Annotated in this window: 25 protein-coding genes; 10 read left to right on the forward strand and 15 right to left on the reverse strand. The window is 61.3% G+C overall.

From position 1 onward, the window contains the following. The first annotated feature begins 155 nt into the window (after positions 1-155). From SynPROS71_RS10065 to SynPROS71_RS10080, 4 genes are all read left to right on the forward strand, one after another. Positions 156-980 carry a cytochrome c oxidase subunit II gene (locus tag SynPROS71_RS10065; protein ID WP_186471648.1) on the forward strand — a complete coding sequence of 275 codons (825 nt, stop codon included), beginning with the start codon at positions 156-158 and terminating at the stop codon, positions 978-980. Further along, positions 977-2,647, forward strand: a complete 1,671-nt coding sequence (ctaD, locus tag SynPROS71_RS10070; protein ID WP_186594865.1) for a cytochrome c oxidase subunit I — start codon at positions 977-979, stop codon at positions 2,645-2,647. Before SynPROS71_RS10065 ends, ctaD begins: the two co-directional genes overlap by 4 nt. After that, positions 2,644-3,246, forward strand: coding sequence for a cytochrome c oxidase subunit 3 (locus SynPROS71_RS10075; RefSeq protein WP_186594866.1), 603 nt, complete (start codon positions 2,644-2,646; stop codon positions 3,244-3,246). The genes ctaD and SynPROS71_RS10075 overlap by 4 nt, the downstream gene beginning before the upstream one ends. A gap of 95 nt (positions 3,247-3,341) precedes the next feature. Then, a complete protein-coding gene (locus tag SynPROS71_RS10080) occupies positions 3,342-3,719 on the forward strand; it encodes an AbrB family transcriptional regulator (protein ID WP_186594867.1) in 378 nt (125 codons plus the stop codon). 78 nt (positions 3,720-3,797) lie between these two features. Here SynPROS71_RS10080 and SynPROS71_RS10085 read toward each other — a convergent pair whose 3' ends face one another. Continuing rightward, entirely contained in the window at positions 3,798-4,388 is a 591-nt protein-coding gene (locus tag SynPROS71_RS10085; RefSeq protein ID WP_186594868.1) for an HdeD family acid-resistance protein, read from the reverse strand. A gap of 73 nt (positions 4,389-4,461) precedes the next feature. Beyond that, positions 4,462-5,109 (reverse strand): riboflavin synthase, encoded by a 648-nt coding sequence (locus tag SynPROS71_RS10090; RefSeq protein ID WP_186598039.1) that lies wholly within the window; start codon positions 5,107-5,109, stop codon positions 4,462-4,464. A gap of 57 nt (positions 5,110-5,166) precedes the next feature. On the opposite strand from SynPROS71_RS10090, the gene SynPROS71_RS10095 reads away from it, so the two are divergent. Together SynPROS71_RS10095 and SynPROS71_RS10100 are read left to right on the forward strand one after the other, a co-directional pair. Next, a complete protein-coding gene (locus tag SynPROS71_RS10095) occupies positions 5,167-5,757 on the forward strand; it encodes a bifunctional nuclease family protein (protein ID WP_186598040.1) in 591 nt (196 codons plus the stop codon). Positions 5,758-5,774: 17 nt separating this feature from the next. After that, the gene (locus tag SynPROS71_RS10100) at positions 5,775-6,911 is read left to right on the forward strand and encodes an aldo/keto reductase (protein ID WP_186594869.1); all 1,137 of its coding nucleotides are present in this window, start codon (positions 5,775-5,777) and stop codon (positions 6,909-6,911) included. On the opposite strand, the gene SynPROS71_RS10105 is transcribed toward SynPROS71_RS10100, so the two are convergent. From SynPROS71_RS10105 to topA, 5 genes are read right to left on the reverse strand one after another with little or no spacing between them, the layout of a single operon-like run. Further along, positions 6,900-7,910: an ABC transporter substrate-binding protein gene (locus tag SynPROS71_RS10105; RefSeq protein ID WP_186594870.1), complete on the reverse strand. Its 1,011-nt coding sequence runs from the start codon at positions 7,908-7,910 to the stop codon at positions 6,900-6,902. The genes SynPROS71_RS10100 and SynPROS71_RS10105 overlap by 12 nt on opposite strands. A 9-nt stretch (positions 7,911-7,919) precedes the next feature. After that, positions 7,920-9,125 (reverse strand): nicotinate-nucleotide--dimethylbenzimidazole phosphoribosyltransferase, encoded by a 1,206-nt coding sequence (locus SynPROS71_RS10110; protein ID WP_186594871.1) that lies wholly within the window; start codon positions 9,123-9,125, stop codon positions 7,920-7,922. Next, positions 9,097-9,741 carry a DUF2232 domain-containing protein gene (locus SynPROS71_RS10115; protein WP_186594872.1) on the reverse strand — a complete coding sequence of 215 codons (645 nt, stop codon included), beginning with the start codon at positions 9,739-9,741 and terminating at the stop codon, positions 9,097-9,099. The genes SynPROS71_RS10110 and SynPROS71_RS10115 overlap by 29 nt, the downstream gene beginning before the upstream one ends. After that, positions 9,741-10,226, reverse strand: a complete 486-nt coding sequence (locus SynPROS71_RS10120) for a hypothetical protein (RefSeq protein WP_186594873.1) — start codon at positions 10,224-10,226, stop codon at positions 9,741-9,743. The genes SynPROS71_RS10115 and SynPROS71_RS10120 overlap by 1 nt, the downstream gene beginning before the upstream one ends. Next, positions 10,226-12,943: a type I DNA topoisomerase gene (topA, locus tag SynPROS71_RS10125; protein WP_186594874.1), complete on the reverse strand. Its 2,718-nt coding sequence runs from the start codon at positions 12,941-12,943 to the stop codon at positions 10,226-10,228. Before topA ends, SynPROS71_RS10120 begins: the two co-directional genes overlap by 1 nt. 127 nt (positions 12,944-13,070) lie before the next feature. On the opposite strand from topA, the gene SynPROS71_RS10130 reads away from it, so the two are divergent. From SynPROS71_RS10130 to SynPROS71_RS10140, 3 genes are read left to right on the forward strand one after another with little or no spacing between them, the layout of a single operon-like run. Beyond that, positions 13,071-14,642, forward strand: coding sequence for an NAD(P)H-quinone oxidoreductase subunit N (locus SynPROS71_RS10130; protein ID WP_186594875.1), 1,572 nt, complete (start codon positions 13,071-13,073; stop codon positions 14,640-14,642). After that, the gene (locus SynPROS71_RS10135; protein ID WP_186594876.1) at positions 14,635-15,372 is read left to right on the forward strand and encodes an ABC transporter ATP-binding protein; all 738 of its coding nucleotides are present in this window, start codon (positions 14,635-14,637) and stop codon (positions 15,370-15,372) included. The genes SynPROS71_RS10130 and SynPROS71_RS10135 overlap by 8 nt, the downstream gene beginning before the upstream one ends. 31 nt (positions 15,373-15,403) lie before the next feature. Then, positions 15,404-16,144 (forward strand): response regulator transcription factor, encoded by a 741-nt coding sequence (locus SynPROS71_RS10140; RefSeq protein WP_186594878.1) that lies wholly within the window; start codon positions 15,404-15,406, stop codon positions 16,142-16,144. Here the strand turns inward: SynPROS71_RS10140 and SynPROS71_RS10145 are convergent. Genes SynPROS71_RS10145 through SynPROS71_RS10165 form a run of 5 tightly spaced genes read right to left on the reverse strand, consistent with a single transcriptional unit; the run spans position 16,133 to position 20,237 of the window. After that, complete coding sequence (locus SynPROS71_RS10145) at positions 16,133-17,107, reverse strand: M23 family metallopeptidase (RefSeq protein WP_186594880.1); 975 nt, start codon at positions 17,105-17,107, stop codon at positions 16,133-16,135. The genes SynPROS71_RS10140 and SynPROS71_RS10145 overlap by 12 nt on opposite strands. A gap of 30 nt (positions 17,108-17,137) precedes the next feature. Further along, a complete protein-coding gene (locus SynPROS71_RS10150) occupies positions 17,138-17,908 on the reverse strand; it encodes a biotin--[acetyl-CoA-carboxylase] ligase (protein WP_186594882.1) in 771 nt (256 codons plus the stop codon). Beyond that, positions 17,908-19,101, reverse strand: coding sequence for an aminotransferase class I/II-fold pyridoxal phosphate-dependent enzyme (locus SynPROS71_RS10155; protein WP_186594883.1), 1,194 nt, complete (start codon positions 19,099-19,101; stop codon positions 17,908-17,910). Before SynPROS71_RS10155 ends, SynPROS71_RS10150 begins: the two co-directional genes overlap by 1 nt. After that, positions 19,088-19,414, reverse strand: coding sequence for a thioredoxin (gene trxA, locus SynPROS71_RS10160; protein WP_186594884.1), 327 nt, complete (start codon positions 19,412-19,414; stop codon positions 19,088-19,090). The genes SynPROS71_RS10155 and trxA overlap by 14 nt, the downstream gene beginning before the upstream one ends. A gap of 55 nt (positions 19,415-19,469) precedes the next feature. Next, the gene (locus SynPROS71_RS10165; protein WP_186594885.1) at positions 19,470-20,237 is read right to left on the reverse strand and encodes a PspA/IM30 family protein; all 768 of its coding nucleotides are present in this window, start codon (positions 20,235-20,237) and stop codon (positions 19,470-19,472) included. An 83-nt stretch (positions 20,238-20,320) separates the two neighbouring features. Here SynPROS71_RS10165 and SynPROS71_RS10170 point away from each other — a divergent pair, with 83 nt between their 5' ends. After that, on the forward strand, positions 20,321-20,863 hold the full coding sequence (locus SynPROS71_RS10170; protein ID WP_186594886.1) for a DUF721 domain-containing protein: 543 nt from the start codon (positions 20,321-20,323) through the stop codon (positions 20,861-20,863). Here the strand turns inward: SynPROS71_RS10170 and SynPROS71_RS10175 are convergent. The 3 genes from SynPROS71_RS10175 to SynPROS71_RS10185 are packed head-to-tail and all read right to left on the reverse strand — an operon-like array spanning position 20,857 to position 24,763. Continuing rightward, positions 20,857-22,701, reverse strand: a complete 1,845-nt coding sequence (locus SynPROS71_RS10175; RefSeq protein WP_186594887.1) for a glycosyltransferase family 39 protein — start codon at positions 22,699-22,701, stop codon at positions 20,857-20,859. The genes SynPROS71_RS10170 and SynPROS71_RS10175 overlap by 7 nt on opposite strands. After that, entirely contained in the window at positions 22,701-23,804 is a 1,104-nt protein-coding gene (locus tag SynPROS71_RS10180) for a glycosyltransferase (RefSeq protein ID WP_186594888.1), read from the reverse strand. The genes SynPROS71_RS10175 and SynPROS71_RS10180 overlap by 1 nt, the downstream gene beginning before the upstream one ends. Further along, positions 23,801-24,763: a DMT family transporter gene (locus SynPROS71_RS10185; RefSeq protein ID WP_186594889.1), complete on the reverse strand. Its 963-nt coding sequence runs from the start codon at positions 24,761-24,763 to the stop codon at positions 23,801-23,803. Before SynPROS71_RS10185 ends, SynPROS71_RS10180 begins: the two co-directional genes overlap by 4 nt. Between the last annotated feature and the right edge of the window lie 4 nt (positions 24,764-24,767).

Consider the following 24,767-nt stretch of genomic DNA (forward strand, 5'->3'; position numbering starts at 1 on the left):
GGAGTGCAACATGAAGTCTCCTGATTAATGCGATTTCGCTGACATGAGCCGGATCAGGCAAGTCAAAACGAAGGAATTTCAGGCGTTTTTAACAATCACCCCGTGGTGAATGACGCGGAGCTCCATAGTCTGAAGATGCTTGTGATGAGGTCATCGTGCAGATCCCCTCAGCGATCGTCACTCTGGTGCTGGGGATGCTCCTCGTCCTCGGGGGGCTGTGGATCGGCCAGAACATCAATCTTCTGCCCGTTGACGCCAGTGCCAATGCACCCATTTATGACGAGCTGTTCCGTGTTCTTTTCAGCATCGGAACAATCCTGTTTCTCGGCATTGTCGGCCTGATCATCTTCAGCCTTGTGCGGTTCCGCCGTCGCCCGGGCCAACTCGGAGATGGCCTGGCCCTGGAAGGAAATCTCCCATTGGAAGTGTTCTGGACTGCTGTTCCGGCGATCGTGGTTCTCTTTGTCGGTCTTTTTAGTTACGACATTTACGAACGAATGGGAGGGATGGCTCCTCTCAGTCATGGTGACCATGGAACAGCGATGCAAACCGAACAACGCATCTGGGGAGGCATCGGATCGTCGGAAATCTCTACAACTTCTTCAGCATCGCCGTTGCAACCATTGCCGGTTGAAGTCACAGCCATGCAATTCGCATTTCTGTTTCATTACCCTGACGGCGACATCATGTCTGGAGAACTTCACGTTCAGGCCGGTCGCCCCGTCAGCCTGCGCATGGAAGCAAAAGATGTCATTCATGCGTTCTGGGTTCCTGAGTTCCGTCTCAAACAAGACGTGATCCCCGGACAACCCACCCTGTTGGATTTCACCCCGACCCGACCGGGGCGTTACCCCATCGTCTGCGCCGAGCTCTGTGGCCCGTACCACGGAGGCATGCGCTCAACCGTTGTGGTGGATAACGCCGACGATTTCAATGCCTGGCTTCAGGCGAACCGCAAATCTCCTGTGCAAGAGGCATGACACTCACCGTTCCCCAGCAATCACCACCCGCCCCTCAATCCCTTCAGCCAACAGGCTGGTTGCGCTATCTGAGCTTCAGCGTTGACCACAAGGTGATCGGACTGCAATACATGGTCTGCGGGTTTGCGTTCTATCTAATCGGAGGAGCGCTAGCAGGCGCGATCCGCACGGAGCTGGTTAGCCCCATCTCGGATTTCATGCCTCGAGATGTTTACAACCAGGTCCTCACTTTGCATGGCACGGTGATGATCTTTCTCTGGATTGTCCCAGTGGTTAATGGTGCGTTTGGGAACTATCTGATTCCCTTTTATGTGGGAGCCCGTGACATGGCGTTCCCCCGCCTCAACGCCGTAGCTTTCTGGCTGATTCCTCCAGCCGGTTTACTTCTGATCAGCAGTTATTTCATCACAGGGGCAGCTCAGTCGGGCTGGACGGCCTACCCACCGCTCAGCCTGACAACACCAGCGAGTGGTCAGATCATCTGGATTCTGAGTGTGCTGTTGCTGGGAGGAAGCTCCATCTTCGGAGGCATCAATTTCATTGCCACAATTCTGAAATTACGCCGACCAGGCCTGAAGTTGATGCAATTACCGATGTATTGCTGGGCCATGTTGGGAACCAGCATTTTGGTGGTGTTGTCGACACCTGTTTTAGCTGGGACATTGATCATGCTCAGCTTCGACATCGTGGCTCATACCGGATTTTTCAATCCAGGTTTGGGTGGCAATGTTGTCGTGTATCAACACTTGTTCTGGTTTTATTCCCACCCAGCGGTCTACATCATGGTGCTTCCGGCCTTTGGACTAGTGAGTGAAATTCTCCCGATCCATTGCCGAAAGCCTTTGTTCGGCTACACCACCATGGTGTATTCGATCATGGCGATTGTGGTCTTGGGTTTAGTGGTCTGGGCCCACCACATGTTCACCAGCGGTACACCTCCCTGGATGCGTCTGTTTTTCACGATCGCCACAGCATTCATCGCCGTTCCCACAGGAATCAAATTCTTCAACTGGTTGGCCACCCTCTGGGGAGGAAAGATCAGCCTCAACAGCGCCGTCCTGTTTTCCTGTGGCTTCATCGTCAATTTCGTGCTCGGCGGCATCACTGGGGTGGCACTAGCCCAGGTTCCTTTCGATGTGCATGTCCACGACACCTACTTTGTAGTTGCTCATTTCCACTACATCGTCTACGGCGGATCGGTGTTTGTGATTTTTGCGTCGATCTACCACTGGTACCCGAAGGTGACGGGGCGGCTGATGAATGAACATCTCGGCAGGTTTCACTTCCTGCTCACCTTTATTGGATTCAACCTTTGCTTCGCACCGCAACACTGGCTCGGTCTGAACGGAATGCCACGACGGGTGGCGGAATACGACCCGCAATTCCAGCTCATTAACCAGTTCAGCAGTGTGGGTGCCCTCTTGATGGCCATCAGCACACTCCCTTTTCTCTGGAATGTGATCGCCAGCGCAAGCCAGGGCGCCATTGCCGGCGACAACCCTTGGAATGCCCTCACACCCGAATGGCTCACCACCTCTCCGCCACCGGTGGAGAACTGGAAAGGAGAGCCACCGCTTGTCAGTAATCCCTATGCCTATGGCACTCCGGACGGTGAGATCGATCTTCGTTCCGTGAGTGGCAGTGATCTCTGGAGAAATGGCCAATGACATCCCTCAGCCCTCAGGACCAGATCCAAGAGCAGATCGAACATCACGAGGCGGAGCATCCCGACCATCGCATGTTCGGGCTCGCCACATTTCTTGTGGCCGACGCCATGACGTTTGCTGGCTTCTTCGCCGCTTACCTCACGTTCAAGGCCGTCAACCCCCTGATGCCGGGTGCCATCTACGAGCTGGAATTGCCCCTACCCACCCTCAACACCATTCTGCTTTTGGTGAGCAGTGCAACCTTTCACCGCGCAGGGGTGAATCTGCGCAAGGGGCTCAACGAACGCTGCCGTGTGTGGCTCCTGGGAACAGCGGTGCTCGGCTTGGCCTTTCTCGTCAGCCAGATGGTGGAGTACTTCACGCTGCCCTTCGGACTCGCCGACAATCTCTACGCGAGCACGTTCTACGCCCTCACTGGATTTCACGGCCTGCATGTGACGCTTGGGACCCTGATGATTCTGATTGTCTGGTGGCAGTGCCGCACGCCCTCAGGGAGAGTTAGCGCCAGCAATCATTTTCCCCTCGAAGCCGCAGAGCTCTACTGGCATTTCGTCGATGGCATCTGGGTGATTCTCTTCGTCATTCTCTACCTCATCTAACGAAGCCTCAGCCGCACAACTGGAACCGATTTCAGGTTGATTCCTTGCCCTCAGGGCTGTCTGAAGCCAGAATTGATTTGTCTCTCTCAATTGAGATGCTGGTTGGAGACGAATTGCTATCGAAGGCCCGGGCTCTTAGCAACCGGCCCGAAGATGAGATTGCACGGGGATGCGGCTATGTCGGTCCAAGTGGCCGCGTTCTGCGCAAAAGCTTCTATCGCGCACTCGTTGAAGCCAAAGGCTACAAACTTCCTTCCAATTCACCCAACCCAGGCGGAGCGCGTGGCCGGCAAGCCGAGTTCCGTACGCGGGTGCACGGCAATGGCAACCTGTTGATTGGCCATGCCTACACACGCCGTTTGGGACTCACGCCGGGTCAGGAATTCAGGATTGAACTCAACAAAGACACCGGCACGATCGCCCTGAATCCAATGGCTGATTCAGACAGCCCACAGCACAACGTCGAAGACTAAAAAAACCGGCAGACAAGGTTGAATCTGCCGGTTCCTTGCTGTTTGTGCCGTCAGCGCTTGGGCTCGATCAAGCCTGAATCAGGCTGCAGCCGGCGGATCCTGCTCGTCGTGCATGGAGCTGCTGAACACAATCAGCTCAAGACCGCTGAAGAGGAAGCTGATTCCCACCAGGGTGCCGAGAACCCAGAGCAATCCCCAGAACTTCAAGGTGACGATCAACAGCCCAAGGATGAAGGTGATCACGCCATTGGCGATGGCCCAGCCAGCTCCAGGACGCTTGGCATGGGCCAGCCCGCTGAAGAAGGCCACCACACCCTCCACCAGGAAGACAATGCCGATCGCCAGAGCGAAGGCAGCGACCTGCTGAAGAGCATCAGCGGTATCACCAAAGTTGCTGATCATCGAAGCGCCGGCCACGAGGAACAGGGTTGACACCACAAGACGCCAGAAACAAATCCAGCGGCCCATCCGTCCGGAACGGGCCAGGTTGCTGATCCAACCCACCAGGCCGCCGACCAGGAACAGCACAGCAATCACCACGGTGGTCCAAACCGAAGCGATCACAGGAAACACCAGGGCAAGAATGCCGAGAACGATCAGAAGGATTCCCTCGGCAATGGCAAAGGTCTTGAAGGTTCCAAGGGAACCGGAGCGGTCCTCAGAGCTCATGAAAGGTTCAGTAGGAACAACTTCCGCAAGGTATTGAGGTCGAACGATTCTTGCCAGGATTTGTGATCGAATCTCAGCCCCAGCCATGGGCAGAGAGCCAGTCAGCGCTGAGCTCCCCGGAGGACTGGCCTCCATCAGCGGCAGCGAGAAGCCGTTCGGTGTAGCGCGCCAACAGATCGATCTCAAGATTGACGTCGTCTCCGACCGCAAGATCCCTGAGTGCAGTGACCGACCAGGTGTGGGGAATCACCGCAACCCAGAAGCGTGTGCCCTGATCACGGCTTCCGGCCACGGTGAGGCTGATGCCGTTGACGGCAACGCTGGCCTTATCGCAGATGTAGCGACCGAAATGGGAATCCTTCCAGCGCAGTTCCACCGTCCAGGACTGGGGAAGCGCCTCAATGGAGACCACCTCGCCCGTTCCATCCACATGACCACTCACGAGATGACCTCCGAGTCGGTCCGAAAGTCGAAGAGCGGGCTCGAGGTTCACAGCCCCCCCCCTGGAAGCCTTGCGACCCAGTGACGTCCTTTGCAATGTTTCCTCGCTCACATCGGCGAGGAAACCATCACCCACTAGCGACGCCACGGTGAGACAAACACCATCGACGGCAACGCTGTCGCCGAGCTGAAGCGGTGCAAACGGAGCACAGCCCTCAACGAGCAGTCCCGTGCCCCGGCGTTCCACCCGTCCGACCGCTTGCACCAACCCCGTGAACATCGGTTCCATTCAGTGCCCTCATCTCTGGTCATAATCGATACAGCGGCGGAGCCGTCCGTGGTGGAGATGAGTGTGGCTGGCATCGCCCTCGATGCCAGCAGCAGAAGTCCGATCGTGCTGCTGCGCGACCCGTCGCGACGTCGTCAGGTACCGATCTGGATCGATCAGGCCCAAGCCCACAACATCATGGCCGGCCTGAACGGAACACCCCAGCCCCGCCCCCTCAGCCATGACCTCATGGCGGCCCTGCTCGAGGCAGGAGGCCTGCAGCTTGAGCGGGTGATCATTCATGCCATTGAAGACAGCACATTCCGTGCTGTGCTGAGGCTCCGGCACGATCAGGACGAGGATCCATCCGCTGCGCGGGATGCGAGCGAGTCGGACGCAGAGGAGGAGTGCCTCGCAGAGATCGATGCCCGCCCGAGTGACGCCATCGCCCTGGCGATCCGCACCGGCAGCAGCATCTGGATGCTGGAGGAGGTGGTCGCTGAGGCTTCAATCGCAGTGGATGCCGAAGCCGACGCGGAGGAAAAAGATGAATTCCGCCGTTTTCTGGATCAAGTCAGCCCCGCCGCGCTGGTGCGTCACCTGGAAAGCCGGGACTCGGCGGATCCCAACGACACACCGAAAGACGCACCGGACGTTTGAGCAAGGCAGCCGCGCCAATGACAAGGCGGCGCGCCTTCGGCGATGGCCCAGCTGTGAGCCTCTTCACCCTCGGCACCATGCGAGCGCTGCAATCACGGGGCCAGATGCTGTCCGTGCTGCACAGCGCCCGCGACGCGGGTATCAACCATGTGGAAACTGCACCGGCCTATGGTCCGGCGGAAACCTTTCTGGGACAAGCGCTGAGGCAGCTGGATCAGGAGGGAAGCGTTCCTGCGGAAGGCCACTGGGTCATCACCAGCAAACTGTTGCCTGGCCAGCCCCTGGACCAGGCCCGTCGCGCTCTTGATGCCAGCCTGGAACGCCTGGATCGCCCCAGGCTCGAGAACCTGGCGATCCACGGCATCAACCGGGAGGAGCATCTCCACTGGGCCCTGATCGGTGATGGAGCAAAGCTGATCGACTGGGCGCTGACCAGTGGCAGGGTCGGACAGGTGGGCTTCACCAGTCATGGATCCAATGCACTGATCCAGCAGGCGATCCACAGCGGCCGCTTCCGGTTTTGCGGCCTTCACCTGCACTTGCTGGATCAGCAGCGCATCTCCTTGGCTGAAGACGCTTTGGGCCAGCGGATGGGTGTGCTCGCCATTTCCCCGGCGGACAAGGGCGGTCGGCTGCAGGCACCAAGCAATCAACTGGTGAGCGACTGCACTCCCTTTGCTCCCCTGGCGCTGGCTTACCGCTTTCTGCTGGCCGCAGGGGTGAGCACACTCACGGTGGGAGCGGAGACACCCTCCGACTTGAGCCTGGCCACTGCCCTGGCCAATCAAGACGGCCCCTTGGAGGAGCAGGAAACGAAGGTTCTTGCCCGCCTAGAAGCGCTGAGACGCGAACGGTTGGGATCGGAGTTCTGCGGCCAATGCCGTGCCTGCCTGCCCTGTCCCAACGAAGTGCCAATTCCCGAGCTGCTGCGCTTGCGCAACCTGGCCCTCGGCCACGATCTCCAGGAATTCGCACAAGAGCGATACAACCTGATCGGACGGGCGGGGCACTGGTGGGAAACGGTGAATGCCGATGCCTGCGCACACTGCGGGGACTGCCTGCCCCGCTGTCCCAATCACTTGCCGATCCCCGATCTGCTGGATGACACCCACCGCAGGCTTGCCGCAGCGCCAAAGCGGCGCCTATGGGGCTGACGACCTCCATTGCTGCTGCAGACGGCGAACCTCATCTTCAGGAGCTGGATAGAGGGTCCAGCTGCGCATCAAGACCTCCTGGGAAGGAAGCACGAGAGCGCGCAGATCGGTTGGGACTCGACCGCTTGCGTCCCGAAGCTCCTCCCGAGGAAGGGGCGGAATCCAGCCCTGAGCCAGGAGGCGCGCGAGCAATGGAGGTTTCCAGGCCTCGGAAACCCAGGCCTGAGGCAGGGGTTCGGCCGTCTCCGCTGGACGGGCCAGCAGCGTCCAATGCAGAGGAGCTCCACTCTCTGGCAACACGGCGGTGAGCCGCGGATCCCGCTTCAGAGCCTGCATGCAGCGCTGGAGGGGCAGCACGGCCACACGGGCGTCGCCCTGCAGGAGCCAATTGAGGCCGTAGCGATCATCAAAGCTGATGGCTGCCTGCCTGAGACGACTGAGCCCATCCGGAGCGTCCATGTGATCCGCCAAGGACATCAGCAGGCGCGGGCTGGACGGCAGCAGCACCTTGCCCTTGAGGGCAGGGTCCAACAAGGTCATCCAGCCCGCATCCGCCGCCGGCCTTACACGGCCCTCCCGGCGAAACAGCAACACATAGGGACTGAAGCCCACGGGGAGAAGTTTGGAACTCCAAGCCGACGGAGCCTCCGTGAGAAAACGCTGCCCGAGCGCTCCAAGCCTGTCTGTCAGCGCAGGAGCGGCCACTGACTGGAGCTGATCTGGAGTCAGAGACGCCAACCAGCCATCCGCCAGAGCCAGGAGATCCGTGGGCTTGGGCCAGGGGGTCTGGAACGGCGTCGATCCGCTGAGGGGTTCAAACCGCCAAGGAGCCGGGAGCTGGCGACGCCACAGCGAAGGCAGGATGTCTCCAGGGGCACGGAGCGTTGGCCTGATCACCCCCTGAGCACACCCCGCCAGCCCGGCCGCCACACCGAGAGCACCGATCTGCAACAGCGTCCTACGGCGCAGGAGTGGCAGGGAGGAAGTGGCAGCCTTCATGACCCGAACCTACGGGGCGGGCGGGCGCAGGCCCGTGGCCTGCAGCAACCGATCCATCGCGTCGTCACATCCCTGCAGCAGGGTTCCATGGTCCACACCACGCAAGGCGGCCAGCAGGGCCAGACCACCGGCGCCCACCCCTTCCTTCACATGACCGGATTCAAAGTCACGCAGTTGTTGATGGCGACTGTTGGAGAAGCGCAACCCCGCTGCATATGCCTCCAAGGCCACGCCGAAGTGGTGTTCAAGACGAAGTAGCAGGGCTTCGAGGGATGAGGGACCGATCGCTGATTCCAGCGATTCGGCCGCCAGCCATGCCGTGGTTCCCAACATCACCCTGTTGCAGAGGGGCTGCCGATGGACGGGCGGGAGCGCAGCTAGTGCAAGAGCCAGCACCGCCACCATCTGGCTGCCTCCGGCCAAAAGAATCGGCTGATCCGACTCCACCGCCCCCAGCAGAACCCCCATCGCCAGGGCCTGAAACGGATCACCGACCGCCGCCAGCAGCACCTCCGGATCCGTCGGGACGGGCTGAATCCCAGACAGCCCCTCAGCGACAAGCGCCTGCTTGAGCTCCATCGGTGGATGCAGTGCACTACCACTCACAAGTTGGGCCACGGGAAGACCAAGGCCCGTGAGCACAGCCAACGCCGTCGTGGTCCCCCCGGGCACGCATTCCGCGAGAACCAACGGCCTGCGCAGGCGGCGGCCCAGCCGTTTCCCCCGTTGGATCAGCTGGCCGGCCCGCTCGAGATCCATCGCTGCACCACCGCTGAGGCAGTGCGCAGGACCAAGGGACGGGGCTTCGAAACGCAGATGGGGGAAAGGAGGCTCGATCGGCAGCCCAAGGGCTGCCACCTGAAGATTGAGTGGGATCGTTTCGGCGACGACCCTGCTGATCAGCGCCGGTGACACGCCTGCAGGCAGAGGGGGCAGCGGCCAGCGGGGAGGCACGCCAGGGCCATGAATCAGCAACTCAGCATCCGCGAGGGCCGTGGTGCGACGGGCTGCTGCCGTGCATCCGGCGGCGGAGATGCCCTGAACCTCGGCAGAGCGCGTGGAGGCGAGCACCAGCAAACAATCCGGGGTGGACAACTCAGGGGATTGCCAGCGGTTGAGCAGAGAGGTCCCTCCGGCTCCCGGAGACGTCCCTGTCAGCTGGCGACAGCCGGATGGGAGATCGAGATCAGAGGGGATCGAGGGCAACCAGACCATGCAGAAGACGCGGAGGCTCAGGAACTGGCGCCTGCAGCCGGGGGAAGATCCAATAGGCCAAGGCATGGAGGGCCAGCACGTAGATCAGCTGCTGAATCACAACCAGCACGAGGGCCATGACCTGCACCAGAAGCAGATCCGGCGCGAGCGGAAGCTGAAGCAGCTCAAGCAAGCGATCGAGCAGTCCGGCGCCAGCTCGGGTGATCACCACCCAGAGGTTCTCACCCACCAGCAACGAGAGGGCCACGACCCTCACCAAAAACCCTGCGGCTCCGATCACCAGGCCGAAGCCCCAACTGATCCACCAGCTCTGCCGATGCTGCCAGCACCAGCCCAGCCAGAGCGACAGCAAGCCGTAGGGAAAGAGCATCAAGGGTCCCCGCACCGGCCCCATCAAGGCCATCAGCAAGAGGATCGACACGGCCAGCCCCTCAAGGCCCGCCCGGCTCCCCCGACGCACCGTCAGCAAGGCAAGGGGAAGGGGAAGAGCCAATCGAAAGAGTGAGCCACCCACCGGGAGGTAGTAGAGCGCGAGCCAGATCAGAGCGGCGGCGGCGGCCAGGTACGAACACTCCATCATGCGCAGAGCCTGTCGGTGGCTGAGGGCTGGAGGCATCAGGGCGACGGAGTCGGTTGTTGATCCATCGACGCCGACGACTGCGGCGTGGAGATTTTCTCGATGGTTTCCACTTCAAAGCCAATTCCGGCCTTGCGCAGAGCATCGGTGACCCCCTCGGCCGGTGCCGCTGGATCCGCCGACGACAGGCGGATGGTGATGCGATACGGCAGGGTGCGGCCGCTCATGGTGCGAGGGAGATCAGCCTTGGGCTCGCCGGTCTCGGTCTCTTTGGTTTCGGTCTCCACTCCCTCGGTCTTTGTCGCCTCAGCCTTCACTGAATCCTTCTTCACTGCATCTTTTTCGACTGGCGCCTTCTCCACTGGCTCCGCCTTGTCCTGAACAGACTGCGCTGCCTCCTCTGATGAGGACTGGGTCGTTGGGCTGTCAAAACTATCTGACAGCCGTTGGCCGAACGGCGTGCCGTCACAGGCCTGCAGGAGCATCAAAGCCAGCAGAACACCAGGAAGCAGCCTCCGGGACATCAGGAATCACCAGGCCGGATCACCCGCACCGCACTGGCCCGAAGGCGTCCCGACTTGGTGGTGGCCGGTGGCTTTTTCGCAGCTGGTTTGGCCGCTGGTTTTTTGGCGGCAGGTTTCTTCGCCGCCGGTTTTTTGGCGGCAGCGGACTTGCGACTGCTGGATTTTTTCGTTGAGGCCTTCGCAGCCAGCAGCTCCACCGCTTCCTCCAGGGTGATGTCCTCAGCGCCCTTGCCCTCGGGAAGCGATGCATTGACCTTGCCCTGCTTCACGTAGAGGCCGTAAGGACCGTCGTACACCTGAATCGTCTCCTCGCTGCCCTCGGGTTTCCCCAAGTCCTTCAGGGCAGTGCGGCCACCCCGCCCACGCTTGGGCATCGCCAGCAATTCCATGGCCCGGGTCAGGCCAACCGCCAGCACATCGTCATCCCCTTTCAGCGATCGGTAGTCCTTCTCTCCCTTGCCCTTGTCCCACACCACGTAGGGGCCGAAACGACCGAGACCAGCCTGAACTTTGCCGCCATCGGGATGCTCACCCAGCAGACGCGGCAGGCGCAGCAATCCAAGCGCATCGTCAAGGCTGAGATCCTCAGGTTTCACACCCTTGGGCAACGAGGCACGCTTGGGCTTGGGGTTCTCATCGCTCACCTGTCCGCGCTGCACGTAAGGGCCGTATTGCCCAAAGAGCAGGTACACCAGGTCGCCAGTTTCGGGATCTTCACCCAAAGCTTCGGGCCCATCAGCCTTCTGCTTGAGGATCAACTCCGCCTGATCGCGATCCAGATCCGCGGGAGTGATTTCCCTCGGCAGGGTGGCCTTGATCAACTCCTCCTCGCCATCCTCCCCAACGCGTTTCGACTCCAGATAGGCACCGAAACGTCCGATCCGCACCACACAAGGCAGGCCTTCGAGATCAATGGTGCGGGAGGCACCGGGATCGATATCTCCTTCGCGTTGGTGAACCTGGGATTCAAGCCCTTTGTCGCCTTTGTAAAACCCTTCGAGGTAGGGAAGCCACTGCACGGTCCCATGGGAGATCTCATCGAGTGTGTTCTCCATCCGGGCCGTGAACCCCGGATCCACCAGATCAGGGAAATGCTCCTCGAGGAGCGATGTCACAGCAAAGGCTGTGAAACTGGGGGTCAGGGAGTTGTTCAGAAGCGTGGCGTAACCACGGTCCACGATCGTGCCGATGATCGAGGCATAGGTGGAGGGCCTACCGATGCCTTCCTTCTCCAGCATCTTCACCAGGGACGCTTCGCTGAACCGCGCCGGTGGCTGGGTCTGGTGTCCGAGGGCTTCAACGTCCTTCAGTGACGGTGCGTCACCAACGCTCAGCGAGGGCAGCAGCACTTCCTGGCCTTCCAGGGCTGCATCAGGATCATCACTGCCCTCCACGTAGGCCCGGAAGAACCCTGGAAAATCGATGCGCTTGCCACTGGCTCTGAACACGGCATCTGCAGCGCTGAGATCCACGGAGAGCATGGTCAAACGAGCCTCAGCCATCTGACTGGCCACGGTGCGCTTCCAGATCAACTCGTAAAGGGCCAGATCCCTCCCGTCCAGACCAGTGTCTTGGGGAGCCCGGAAACTCTCGCCGGCGGGGCGGATCGCCTCATGGGCTTCCTGAGCGTTGCGGGACTTGGTACTGAACTGACGCACCGACTTGCTGAGGTACTCCTTGCCGTAGCGGGATTCCACACAGCTGCGTGCTGCGCTGATGGCCTGATCCGACAGGTGCACCGAATCCGTACGCATGTAGGTGATGAAGCCCCGCTCATACAGCCCCTGAGCGCAGCGCATGGTCTCCCGTGCCGACAGCCGCAACTTCCGGTTTGATTCCTGCTGAAGCGTGCTGGTGGTGAAGGGCGGCACTGGGCGACGCACCGTGGGTTTCTCCTCCACGGCCGTCACGCTCCAGTCCGCGGACTCGACAGCGGCGGACAGCTTGCGTGCTTCTTCCTCGCTGAGGAGACGCACCTTGCTGCCCTCTTTCAGGCCACCGGTGCTCTCATCGAAATCATTGCCAGTGGCAATGCGTTGCCCTTCGAGATGGGTGAGCTTGGCTTCAAAGCGCGTGCCAGCTTTCTCCAAAGCGGCCTTGAGATCCCAGTAACTACCACTTCGGAAGGCCCTTCGAGCCCGTTCCCGCTGCACCAGCAAACGCACAGCCACCGACTGAACCCGGCCCGCTGACAACCCCCAGGCCACCTTCTTCCACAACAGTGGGGAGAGGGTGTAGCCCACCAATCGATCAAGGATTCGGCGGGTTTCCTGGGCATGCACGAGCTCCATATCAAGCTCCCGGGTCTGATCGAGAGCCCGCCCGATCGCCTCCTTCGTGATCTCGTGAAAGACCATCCTCTTGACGGGGATCTTGGGGGCCAGCAGCTGCAGGAGGTGCCAGCTGATGCTTTCTCCTTCGCGATCTTCATCCGTCGCCAACAGGAGCTGATCAGCCCCTTTGAGCGCATCTTTGAGCTCTTTGACCACCTTCTTCTTGTCCTTCGGCACCACGTACAGCGGCTCGAAGTCGGCTTCGGTGTTCACACCAAGATTGGCCCATTTCTGCCCTTTATGAGCCGCTGGAATCTCGCTGGCGTTGTTCGGGAGGTCACGGACATGGCCCATAGAGGCCTCCACGCGGAAGGCCTTGGGCAGGAATCCACGGATGGTGCGGGCCTTCGTAGGGCTCTCAACAATGACCAGGGTGTGCGCCACAGGCGGGCAGATAACCGTCCCCTTCTTTATCGCACCGCCGCTCCGGCTGCAGCGAATTCACCGTTCATCTCAAGCCTGATCGGCAACGCCGCTACAGTCCCCCCTATTGCTCTGCCCTGCGCGCACCATGCCCGAGATGGGTGCTCTGCTTCTGTCCACCACGGCATTGGCAGCTCCTGGGGAGCTGCTCAACCTCTCGCTGAATGCGAGTGCTGTCGCACCGGAAGGTGCTGTTCTGCTCGCCATGCTGGCCACCCTTCTGGTGGATCTGGCCGGCGAGAAGATCTCCACGCGCTGGGTTCCTCCGATCTGTTATGCGGGCCTGGGGACAGCGCTTGTGCTGCTGGCGCTTCAGTGGAATGCCCCCCTGGAAACCTCTTTCCTCGGAGCTTTCCTGCCTGACCACCTCGCGATCGCCTTCAGGGCTGTTGTGGCGCTTTCCACCCTGCTGTCGCTGATGATCAGCTGGCGGTACGCCGAACAGAGCGGAAGCCCCGTTGGTGAATATGCGGCGATCCTGCTCGCCGCAACCCTGGGCGGGATGCTCCTCTGCGGAGCCACCGATCTGGTGAGCGTGTTCGTATCACTGGAAACCCTGTCCGTCGCGAGCTATCTCCTGTCGGGGTACATGAAGCGCGACGCTCGCAGCTCCGAGGCCGCTCTGAAATATCTGCTGGTGGGATCAGCCGCGGCCGCAGTCTTCCTTTACGGCTCCTCCCTGCTCTACGGCCTCAGCGGATCCACAAGCCTTGAAGCGATCGGTCAGGCACTCCTCACCAGTCCCACCCCGCTGGCCGCCCTCGCGCTGGTGTTTGTCCTGGCCACCGTGGCCTTCAAGATCGCTGCCGTTCCGTTCCACCAGTGGACACCTGATGTCTACGAAGGCTCGCCGACCCCTGTGGTCGCCTTCCTCTCCGTGGGCTCGAAGGCTGCTGGTTTCGCCCTTGCCCTGCGACTTCTCGTGGGATGTTTCGGCAGCTTCGACACCCAGTGGAAGTTGCTATTCACCGTGCTGGCCGTGCTGAGCATGACCCTGGGCAATGTGGTGGCACTGGCCCAGACCTCGATGAAGCGGATGCTGGCGTACAGCTCCATCGGTCAAGCCGGATTCGTGATGATTGGGCTGGTGTGCGGAACCGAGGATGGCTTCGCAGCCATGGTTCTCTACACAGCGGCCTATCTATTCATGAACCTGGGCGCCTTCGCCTGCATCATCCTGTTCTCGATCCGCACAGGAAGCGATCGGATCGCTGATTACGCGGGGCTCTACCAGAAAGATCCACTGATCACGCTCGGGCTCAGTCTCTGCCTGCTCTCCCTTGGGGGCATTCCCCCGATGCTCGGCTTTTTCGGCAAGATCTACCTCTTCTTCGCAGGCTGGGCAGATCACCAGTACGTGCTCGTGGTCGTCGGTTTGATCACGTCAGTGATCTCGATTTATTACTACATCGGTGTGATCAAGATGATGGTGGTGAAGGAGCCCCAAGAGGCTTCAGACGTCGTCAAGGCCTACCCCCCTGTTCAATGGTCAACGCTTGGGCTCCCCCCCCTGAGGGTCGCCCTCGTGACCTGTGTGGTCGTGACCGCAGTGGGCGGAATTCTCTCCAATCCCCTCTTCCAGTGGGCCAGTGATGCGGTGGCAGGCACGCCTCTGCTGCAGGAGGCGATCGCCAGTGTGAGCAGATCTCCCCTTGGCTGACACCATCCCACCCGAACGTCGGCCGGTTGCTGAATTGAGAGCGGTCGACAAGGTGTATGGCTCCGGAGACACCCAGGTACGAGCCTTGGATGGGCTTGATCTCACGGTGTTGCAAGGGGACTACCTCGCCGTGATGGGGGCCAGCGGATCCGGCAAGAGCACCGCCATGAACATCCTTGGCTGCTTGGATCGCCCCACCAGCGGTTCGTACCTTCTCAATGGCCATGCGGTCGAGCAGCTCGATGATGATGCGCTCGCCGATCTACGCAACCAGGAACTGGGGTTCGTGTTCCAGCAGTTTCACTTGCTTCCCCATGCCACGGCCATGGAGAACGTGATGCTGCCGATGATCTACGCCGGAATTGATGTGAACCAGCGGCGAGATCGCGCCCGTGCAGCCCTAGAGAGGGTTGGCTTGGGGGATCGCCTCGAGAACAGACCGAATCAACTGTCTGGAGGCCAGCAGCAGCGCGTGGCCATTGCACGGGCCATCATCAATCAACCCGCGCTTCTGCTCGCCGATGAGCCGACAGGAGCACTCGATTCACGCACAACAGACGACGTTCTCAACCTGTTTGACAGCCTGCACAGCCAAGGCATCACCGTGGTTCTGGTCACCCACGAAGACGATGTGGCAGCCCGCGCAGAGCGTGTGGCGCATTTCCGCGATGGGCAGGTGGAACGCTGGGAGAGTCCAAAAACGAAAACAGGTCCTTCAAAACACCCCTGATTAAGGTGTGGAGGTATCAGGAATGGTTCGCATGGGAGCTTCTGCCGCTCCATCCATCCGCATCCTTCTTGTGGATGACGAGGTCCGATTAACGGATCTTCTCAAGATGGAACTGGAGGTGGAAGGTTATGAGGTGGTTGTGGCCGCTGATGGAGCCTCAGGTCTTTTCCATGCCCGAGAAACACCTGGCCCTGATCTGATTGTTTTGGATTGGAATTTGCCTGATTTCAGTGGCATTGATATCTGCCAAAGAATTCGAACCAGTGGTGTCACAACCCCGATTCTCATGCTCACCGGGCATGACGACATCTCCGATCGGGTCACCGCCTTGGATGCAGGCGTGGATGACTACTTAATCAAGCCCTTTTCCATCGAAGAACTGATGGCCAGGTTGCGGGCCATGCAGCGCCGCGCCAACACGTTTGCAGCCGTCAATGGAGACGGACCACAACCGGAAACCATGACTGTGGGGAACCTCAGCATGAACACCATCACCAGGGATGTATCCCGGGGTGAACGGGTGATTCAGCTCTCTGTGAAGGAATACGAGCTGCTGAATTTCCTGATGCGCGGCAAGGGCAAGGTGTTGGAGCGCGCCGAAATCATGCGCGGGGTCTGGGGAGAAAACTTCTATGGAGACGACAACCTGCTGGATGTCTACATCCGCTATCTGAGACAGAAGGTGGAGTCAAAAGATCAACCCACCCTGATTCACACCGTGCGAGGGGTCGGGTTCATCCTCAGAGAGGAGACGCCCGCATCAGGCTCCTGAGGCTGGGGCTTCAGGCCGTTCGAGACTGTTCATCAGCTGCCCAACCAGCAGAGAGACCGCATCGGTATCCGATGCAGTGAGTGGATTGAGATCAAGATCGCCAGGATCCGTGGCGACCCAACCGTCACCATCAGGGCGACGCAGCTCGAAGTGAAGGTGGGGTCCTGTGCTGAGACCCGTGCTGCCGACACGCCCGATCACCTCTCCCTGACGCACGGTCTGGCCCGCTTTCACATAAATCTCGGAGAGGTGTCCGTACAGCGTCCGCCGAGGAGGATCACCATGGTCGAGCTCAACGGCGATGCCATAACCACCAGCAAGGCCACTGCTCAGAACGGTTCCCGACAGAGCTGCCACAACCGGCGTTCCTTCTGGAGCAGCAAAATCCTTGCCTGCGTGCATCAACCATTGCCCCACGATGGGATGCATGCGCCAGCCGAACTCACTGGTGGTTATGGCCGATCCAAGGATGGGGAACAGGGGCTTGCGGTTGCCGTTTCCAGGGATCGAAGCCGGACGGGGAGACACCGCAAACACCGATTCAAGGCGGAAGCCGCCTGTTGAGCCGGCCAGAAGCGCGGACACCGGAACGGAGATGGGCGGAAGCGGGCGACCATCTGCACTCCGCCGTCCCAAACCAGTGAAGCGTCCATCCCGTCCGTTCAGCACCACACGGGCACCACGGCGTCGATCACGACCAGGCACAGCGACACCCTCGCGGCATTCCTGCTTCGAAAGGGCTCCCGTACGGCAAGCCTGCTGAAACGCTGGGACATCGATGGGGCGAGCGACACCTCCGCCGCCTGATTCGATCTGGAGTCGTTCTTGGCGCGTAATGACTCGATTTTGCTCCAGCGAGTCGAGGGAGTGATCAAACGTCAGCGGAGGAGCGACTGGCGTTTCAACATCCGGTGCCAGCGGCAGCGTCAGAAGGATCGGTGCAGCAAGCCAGCGAAGTGCCAACGGATCCAGGCGATCTCATCGTGCGAGACCTTAGACACTCCCGCCGTTGCTGTCACCCCATCGGGTCCAGCTGCAGGTCTGGGTGCCCTGACTGAGCAGCAAGCGTCCATCCAGCCCGAGCCCTCGAACCTGCCAATCCTCCCCACTCTTGGGGTCGCGCACCCGGTCACTCCAGAGCCGACGCTCTGCTTCTCGCACCACAACAGCAGGGTCACGGGCCAGATCCATCGACCGGTCCAAGGCCTGAAGAACAGCGCCTTGCCAACACTGCAGCCGGCAGCGACCGGCTGGCAGGAGCTGTTTGAGCGCGACGGCTCCGGAGGGAACGGCATTGCACACATTGAGTCCGACTCCGACGCGGGCTAGCCGAACCTGGCTGCCGCGGAACACCAACGTGGGCAGGATTCCTGCCAGTTTCCTGGAATGGACCAACAGGTCGTTCGGCCATTTAATCCGCACCGGCACACCTTGGGATTCGAGCTGTTCCGTCAGCGCCAGGGCCACAACCAAACCGAACAACCCCGTGGCCCTGATCGGATGCGGCCAAGGCAGGGCCGCACTGAGCCAGACACCTCCCCGCGGTGCCAACCACACACGCCCATGCTGGCCATGACTCTGGGTCTGATGGGACGCGACCACAGCACGCGGTTGATCACCGCTCCACGCTTGGCACTCCAGCCAACGCACCAGCTCGATTTCCGTACTGGTGCAAACCTGCAATTGCCGCAGTCTCCAGTGCGAGTCGCCGCAACGGCGCAGATCCCTGAGGAGCCGAGCGCCTCCCCTGGCAACCGAGGGCATCAGCTCTGCAGTGCCCACCAGGGTGCAAGCCGGTCCACAGCCGACTCGAGGTCTTCAGAAGGGCGCACCAAAGCCAGTCGCAACCATCCTGCTCCAGCTGCTCCAAATCCAGAGCCGGGAGTGAGCGCCACACCGCAATGCTCGAGCACTTCAGCGGCCAGCTGTTCATCACTCCAGCCCCGGGAGCGGGCCCAAGGCGGCAGAGGCATCCACAGATACAGGGCCATGGAGGGCTGGGGCACCGACCAGCCGATCCTCGCCAGGGCGCGCAGCATGCGATCCCGGCGATCCCGATAGACAGGGCGCAGCGATCCTGGCCAATCGGCGAAGCGATCCAGCGCCAGCACTGCTCCCTGTTGCAGGGCCCGGCACTGGTTGAAATCCACCACGCCCTTGAGTTGACGGAGGGCGCTGATCAGGGGTGCAGCCCCCACGGCAAAGGCCAGACGGAATCCCCCCAGGCACCAGCCCTTGGACAGGGAAAAGAACTCAATTCCCCGCTCTTTCCATTGGGGACAGCGCAGGAGAGCGGGGGCCTCTCCCTGCAGAGCCAAATCAACGTAAGGGTTGTCATGGGCCAGAACGAGATCATGGCGATGGCAGTGCGCCATCGCTTCATCGAGCCAAGCCTGATCTCCTGTACATGCGGTGGGATTGTGGGGAAACCCCAGAACCATCAGGCGCAATTGCCTCCACTGCTCCGTCGTGAGAGTGGAAAAATCTGGAGCCCATCCATTCTCGGCTTGAAGCGGCAGCGTGTGGATTGCGGCATCCGCCAGTTCGAGACCGCCGCGATGGGACGGATAGGAAGGATCAAGGATCAAGGCGCTCTCTCCAGGATCCAAAACGGCCATCGGTAGATGGGCGGTCCCCTCTTGAGAACCCACCAACAACAGAACTTCGGTTTCGGCATCAACCGCCACATCGAAGCGACGCTCACACCAAGCGGCTGCTGCATGGCGGAACGCTTCGGTTCCGGCATGCAGGCAGTACGACGAACTGATGGGATCTTGAAGCGCACCAGCCATGGCCGCGATCACCTCCGCAGGTGGAGCCAGATCGGTTGACCCGAGCGAAAGATCAATCAGCGGCTGCTGGGGATGACGAGTCCCTGAGCAGTACTGCGCTTTGCGGCGATCATTCCGGTCGAAAACACCACTGCCCAGCCGGGCCAGGCGTTCAGAGGTGAGCATCCAGGAAAGCCTGCAACTGAGGACGGGCGATGGCCCCCTCGTGACGACCGATCTCCGCACCATCGCGGAAGAGGATCAACGTTGGGATTCCCTGCACCTGGTAAGCATCGCGGGTTGCGGGATTGCCATCCACTTCAAGCTTTCCCACCTGCAGACGCCCTGCATAGGTTTCGGCCGCCCAGTCCATCAGAGGAACCATCAACCGGCAGGGACCACACCAAGGCGCCCAGAAATCCACCAGAACTGTTCCGGATGCCTTCAGGACGTCCTGATCAAAACCGGCATCGGTGAAGTCGGAAACAGCAGCAGACACAGCAAGACGACGAAGGACGTTTGATCCTATGGACGGGAGGGGTACTGGAGAGGGCTCAGAGCTTGTCGATGGATCGCCGAAGTTCCTCGAGATCCTGATCCACCTCGGCGACCTTCACGGGCTGCACTTTGTCATCAGCCTGCGGAAGGGCAACAGCCTCAGGTCCACCTTGAAGCTGTTGCCGCAGGGAGGCCAGTTCATCATCCACATCGCTGCCACCTTCCAGGGCAGCGAACTGGCTTTCAAGATCTGCTCCGGCCAGCTCGGCCGCCGCCTGACTGGTGGCTTCCATGGACTGAACCTTGTCCTCCATCCGCTCAAAAGCGGCCATGGCGGAATTGGTCCCAATGCCATTAACGGCGCTCTGAAGCTGCTGCTGCGCCTGAGCGGCCTGGGCTCGGGCCTTGAGCATGTCCTTCTTCGTTCGCGCCTCAGCGATCTTTCCCTCGAGAGCGACAAGGCTCTTCTTGAGGGTCTCCACCTGAGCTTCCTGCGCCTGCACCTGGGTGCTGAGGGAAGTAGCGGTTTCCTGGAAGGTCTTGCGGCGAGTCAGGGCTTCCCTGGCCAGATCCTCCTCGTTCTTCTTCAAAGCCAGTTCAGCCCGCTCATACCAAGTGCGTGACTGGGTCTCGGCCTGGTCGGCCTGATTGCGCAGACGCTTCTGGCTGGCAATGGCCATAGCAACCGCCTGGCGCAGCTTCACCAGATCAGACTGCATATCAGCCACCGACTGATCGAGAATCTTGGTGGGGTCTTCCATGCTGCTGACCGCAGCATTGGCGTTCGCGCGAACCAGACGACTCAGCCGATCAAAGAAACCCATGGATCAGGGCAAGCAGCCACCAGAGGCTAGCGAGAGGGTTCGCCAGTCCTCCCTATCGTCAGGGGATCGATCCCTGATCAACCATGGGAAGGGCTCCGAAATCACAGCGACGCCGCTTCGGCAAGGGTGAGCTCTTGATGCCGGCGCCTCCTGAGCCGGCCCAGTCAATCCGGGGATGCCTGGACCGACTGAACCAGCAATGGCGTCAGGACGGTTCAATGGCAGCGCTATGGCAGGACTGGCCGAAACTGGCAGGACCGTCCCTGGCTGACCATTGCCGGCCTCTCACCCTGAGACAAGGAGTGCTCAGCGTGGGTGCCAGCCATCCCCAGTGGCGCCAGGCCCTGCTCTACAGCAAGCTTCAGCTCCTCGCCGCGATCCGTGCTGCCGGTCACCCCGTGCGCGACCTTCGCATCCTGCAACACCACACGGCACGCCGGTCTGATCCAGGGGATCCTCTGGACGAGTGGAACCGCCATCCCAGCCGGACGGATGTGCATGGGATGGCGACCTGCCCGCGCTGCGGATCACCGGCGCCGACTGGAGAGATGGCCTATTGGGGACATTGCAGCTTCTGCAGAAGCGCTGACTTAGGCGCGGAGGCGGCCAGGGGCACCGATCAGTAACGCTCTGGCCTTGGATCCCGCCAGGTCAGGGCGACACCACGCGCCTGAAGGGCTGCAGCCCGCTGCTCCAGCCGCCTGCGATCCACACGCCAGAGCGCATAGATGCCCGATTGGCCCAAGATCTCAGGATTCAAATCTTGCCAGTGCTCACGCTCGGCGGTGCGTCCATCAATCACCACGAGCACCGTGTCCGAGCTGTCGGCATCGCTGAGGGGGATGCCTTGAAATCCCTGGCGCTCCTCACGGCTGAGTCGATCCGCAAGGTTGACCAGTGCGGACTTCGACTTGCCCTCATAAAGCACGACCTGACGGGTGTAGAAGTGCATGGAGGGTTTGAGAACGCCGATCATCGCGACGGGTTCCCCGGGTCGCCGTTGACTCACCACCGTTCCAGCCACCTGCCGGACAGGAAGCTGCCGAACCCGATCCCCGAGTTCGATCATCGGCAGGAGTGCAACGAGCTGAAACGCCACCAAAGGCCCTTGCACCGCAAGCAGGCGACCATCAAGAGTCCGCACCAAGGTGAGCAGGCCAAGCAAGGTCGCCACGCTGAAGCAAACAGCCGCCCTGAACACCAGACCACTAGCCAGAAGCTCAGCGGGAAGCGTGGGCATTTCCGGGTCCTGAATCAGGGGGATCCAGAGGGGCGATACCCAGAGACCCGCCGCGAGAACGGCGGTGAGCAGCAAGGTGAGGCTCCACATCCACAGAAGCAATGGACGTCGCTTGCACGAGGGAGCCTGAGCCGTCAGGGCGATCAACAGGGCAGCGGCTGGGGTGGCCGGCAACCAGTAACTGGGAAGTTTGGTTGCCGCCAGGGTGAACAGAATCAGCAACGACAACACCCAGCAACCTGCGAAATCGCGGAGGCTCTGCCGGGCTGGGAGCTGCAGACGCGATCCCTCTCCCCGGAACGCGGCCAGACAGCGTGCAAGGCCGAGCAGGAGCAGCGGCGTGAACGGGAGAGACGCCACCACAAGCACCGGTCCGAAGAACCACCAGGGCTGGAGGTGATCATTCACCACGCTGGTGAGGCGCTGGAGGTTGTGATAACCGAAAAAGCTGTCCCAGAACGGCTGGCCCTCCACCACCAGCTCGGCCACATACCAGGGCAAGCTGAGCGCAGCTGTGATCAGCAAGCCGGGGATGGGGCGAAGGAGCCGCCACAAACCGAACAGATCCCTGCGGATCAGGGCATAGAGGCTCAGGGTGATTCCGGTGAGCACCACCGCCACGGGCCCCTTGGTCAGCACAGCAAGGGCCAGCAGCACCCAGGCCAGCCACCAGCGCCGCGTGGATCCACTCGCATAGCAACGCCATTGGCAGAGCAGGCTGAGACTGAGGGTGCCGCTCAGCAGGGCATCGCTCACTGCGGTGCGGCTCCAGATCAGCACCAGAGGGGAGAGGGCGAAGGCCAGCGCTCCAGCCACCGCCGTCCGGCGAGGGTGAGCATCGCCAGCCAAGGGGTAGCGCAGCAGCGTGTCACCCACCATCAGCATGGAGGCCATTGACGCCAGGGCCGACGGCAGGCGCGCGGCCCAGGTGCCAAGGGGGTCCCAGGACGCTGACCCGGGGAGGCTGTAGCTCAGCCCCATCAGCCAATACACCAAAGGCGGCTTGTCGAAGCGAGGCAGACCATTCACCCGGGGCGTCAACCAGTCGCCGGTTTCCGCCATCGCCCTGCCTGAAGCAGCAAAGAGAGGTGGCGTTTCATCCACCAATCCAGTGCTTCCTAGCTGCCAGGTGAAGATCACCACAGCCAGAACGAAAATGCACCAGAGCCCTCTGCGCCGCACCAGTGGCGTGAGCTCAGTCGTGTGAGGTCGATCCCCTGTCATCAGACGATCGTGCCATCCATCCGAGACAACCCCCGGCGGATCCAGGTCTCCACGCGAATGGCCAAACCCTCCTGGCTCGCCCACTGTTCAGCCCAGCCGCGGCAAACCCGTCGATCGATCGCACCAACACGCTGCGTGGCTCGCGTCAGGGCGTCGCGGTCATCGGGGGGAACGAGCCAACCCGTGACTCCGTCTTGAACGATCTCACCAGGACCTCCGCGGTCGTAAGCCACCACTGGCACACCACAGGCCAGAGCCTCCACCACCACATTCCCGTAGGCCTCATTCCACTTGGGGGTGTTGAGCAGCGCCCGGCAGGCCCCCAGCTCTCTCTGAAGCTCGGCGGTGGGTTTGAACCCGCACCACTCGATGGTGCCCTGCGGCACATTTGCCTCCACATGCTGGGCATAGGCCTGGTCTTCCACCAGGCCCCAGACCCGCAGCGTTTCTCCGAGGGCCGCAGCCGCGGCCGCCGCATCCTCCAAACCCTTTTCCGGAGCGACCCGACCGGCCCATCCCAAGGGACCCGATGTGCCGAGCTGAAGCGCATAGTTCGAGAGATCGAAGCCGTTACCCACCACCTCAGGCGGGGCGACCAGGTCGAAATCCTGGGCCTGACGGCGGGTATGAAACGCCAACCGGCGCTGGTCCCAACGGGCCACCGCAGCCACGGCGCGATCCATCACCTGCGAAACCGACCCCATGCTCACCAGATGAAACAGGGCCGCGGGGGCATGGGGCGTCAGCCACAGAGGAAGCCAGTCGTAACCGAAATTGATCACGGCATCGGCCTGACGGCCCAGGTCGAGGGCACGCTCCCAAAGGCGGGGGAGCACCCCATCATCAGGAATCTGCATTGGAGCTCCACGGTCGGCGTGCTGCCAGCTCGGCTGATCCACGCCCTGGCACGAATGCAGCTGAACCGTGTCAGCAACCACCGGCGACCTCGATCCCTCCGGTGCCACGAGCGAGAGCTGGTGACCGCGGCCCGCAAGGCCGCGCAGTACCGATCCGAGGGTGAGCTCGACGCCCCCTCCTCGCCCACTACCAAGCTGACCGATCGGCGTGCTGACCAGCACCAGATTCAGGGGACGCTCCGTCATGCCTTCATGTCTCCGGGCTGGGGCGCAGCGGCGCGCAGCAATGGATCCCAGAGCTTCTGCCGCTGACTGACCAACAGCACTGAAGCCAAAACGAGCAAAACAGCGAACCATTGCAGGCCCGCAAGGCGTTCCCCGAGGAGCACACCCCCTGAAGCGAGGGCGAACACAGGGGTGAGGAAGCCCAAGGTGGTGAAACCAGTGAGGTCCTCACGGTTGGCGAACCAGAAGAACAGGCCATAGGCCAACGCACTGCCAAGGATGGAGGCGTAGGCCATCTGCGCCCAGTCCAAGCCAGTCCAGGGCGGGAGCAGGGAGGTCGCCGGGTCCAGCCCATGCCAGATCAGCAGGGGAATGCCCCCGAAGAGCATGTGCCATCCGGTCACTGCCACGGGATCACTGCGGCGGCAAGCAAAGCGACTGATCACCGTTCCAAGGGCCATGGTGAGGGCCGCTAACAGCATCCATCCAGTCCCGGACTGCCATCCGGACTCCCATGAGGACAGATCGGCCTCCAGCCACCAGTGGTTCAGAAGGGGAGCGGGGACCCCGAGGCAAACGATTCCTGCCAAACCAAGGGCCAGACCGAGCCAACCGAATGGATTGATCGCTTCCGCGAACAGCCACCGCGCCAGCAGCGCCACGATCAACGGCTGGGAATCAATCAAAACCGAACCGAGTCCAGCACCCGTCCCTTCAATTCCCTTGGCGAGAAAGATCTGGAACAAGAAGGCGTCAACAAGGGTGAACAGCACAAACCAACCCCGATCGCCGGGGTCGATCCGCAGGGAACGACCAAGCCAGGGAACGGCAACCAGCAGCACAGCTCCAGCAGGAAGAAGCCTGAGACAGGCCACCAGCGCTGGCCCGCCGGAATGAACCAGGGGAGCCATCGCAGCCATGGCCGTACCCCACAAAGCGAAGGGGAGAACCATCAACAGCCCGCGCTGCAGGGAGGACATGAAA

Source organism: Synechococcus sp. PROS-7-1 (assembly GCF_014279795.1).
Taxonomy (GTDB): Bacteria; Cyanobacteriota; Cyanobacteriia; order PCC-6307; family Cyanobiaceae; genus Synechococcus_C.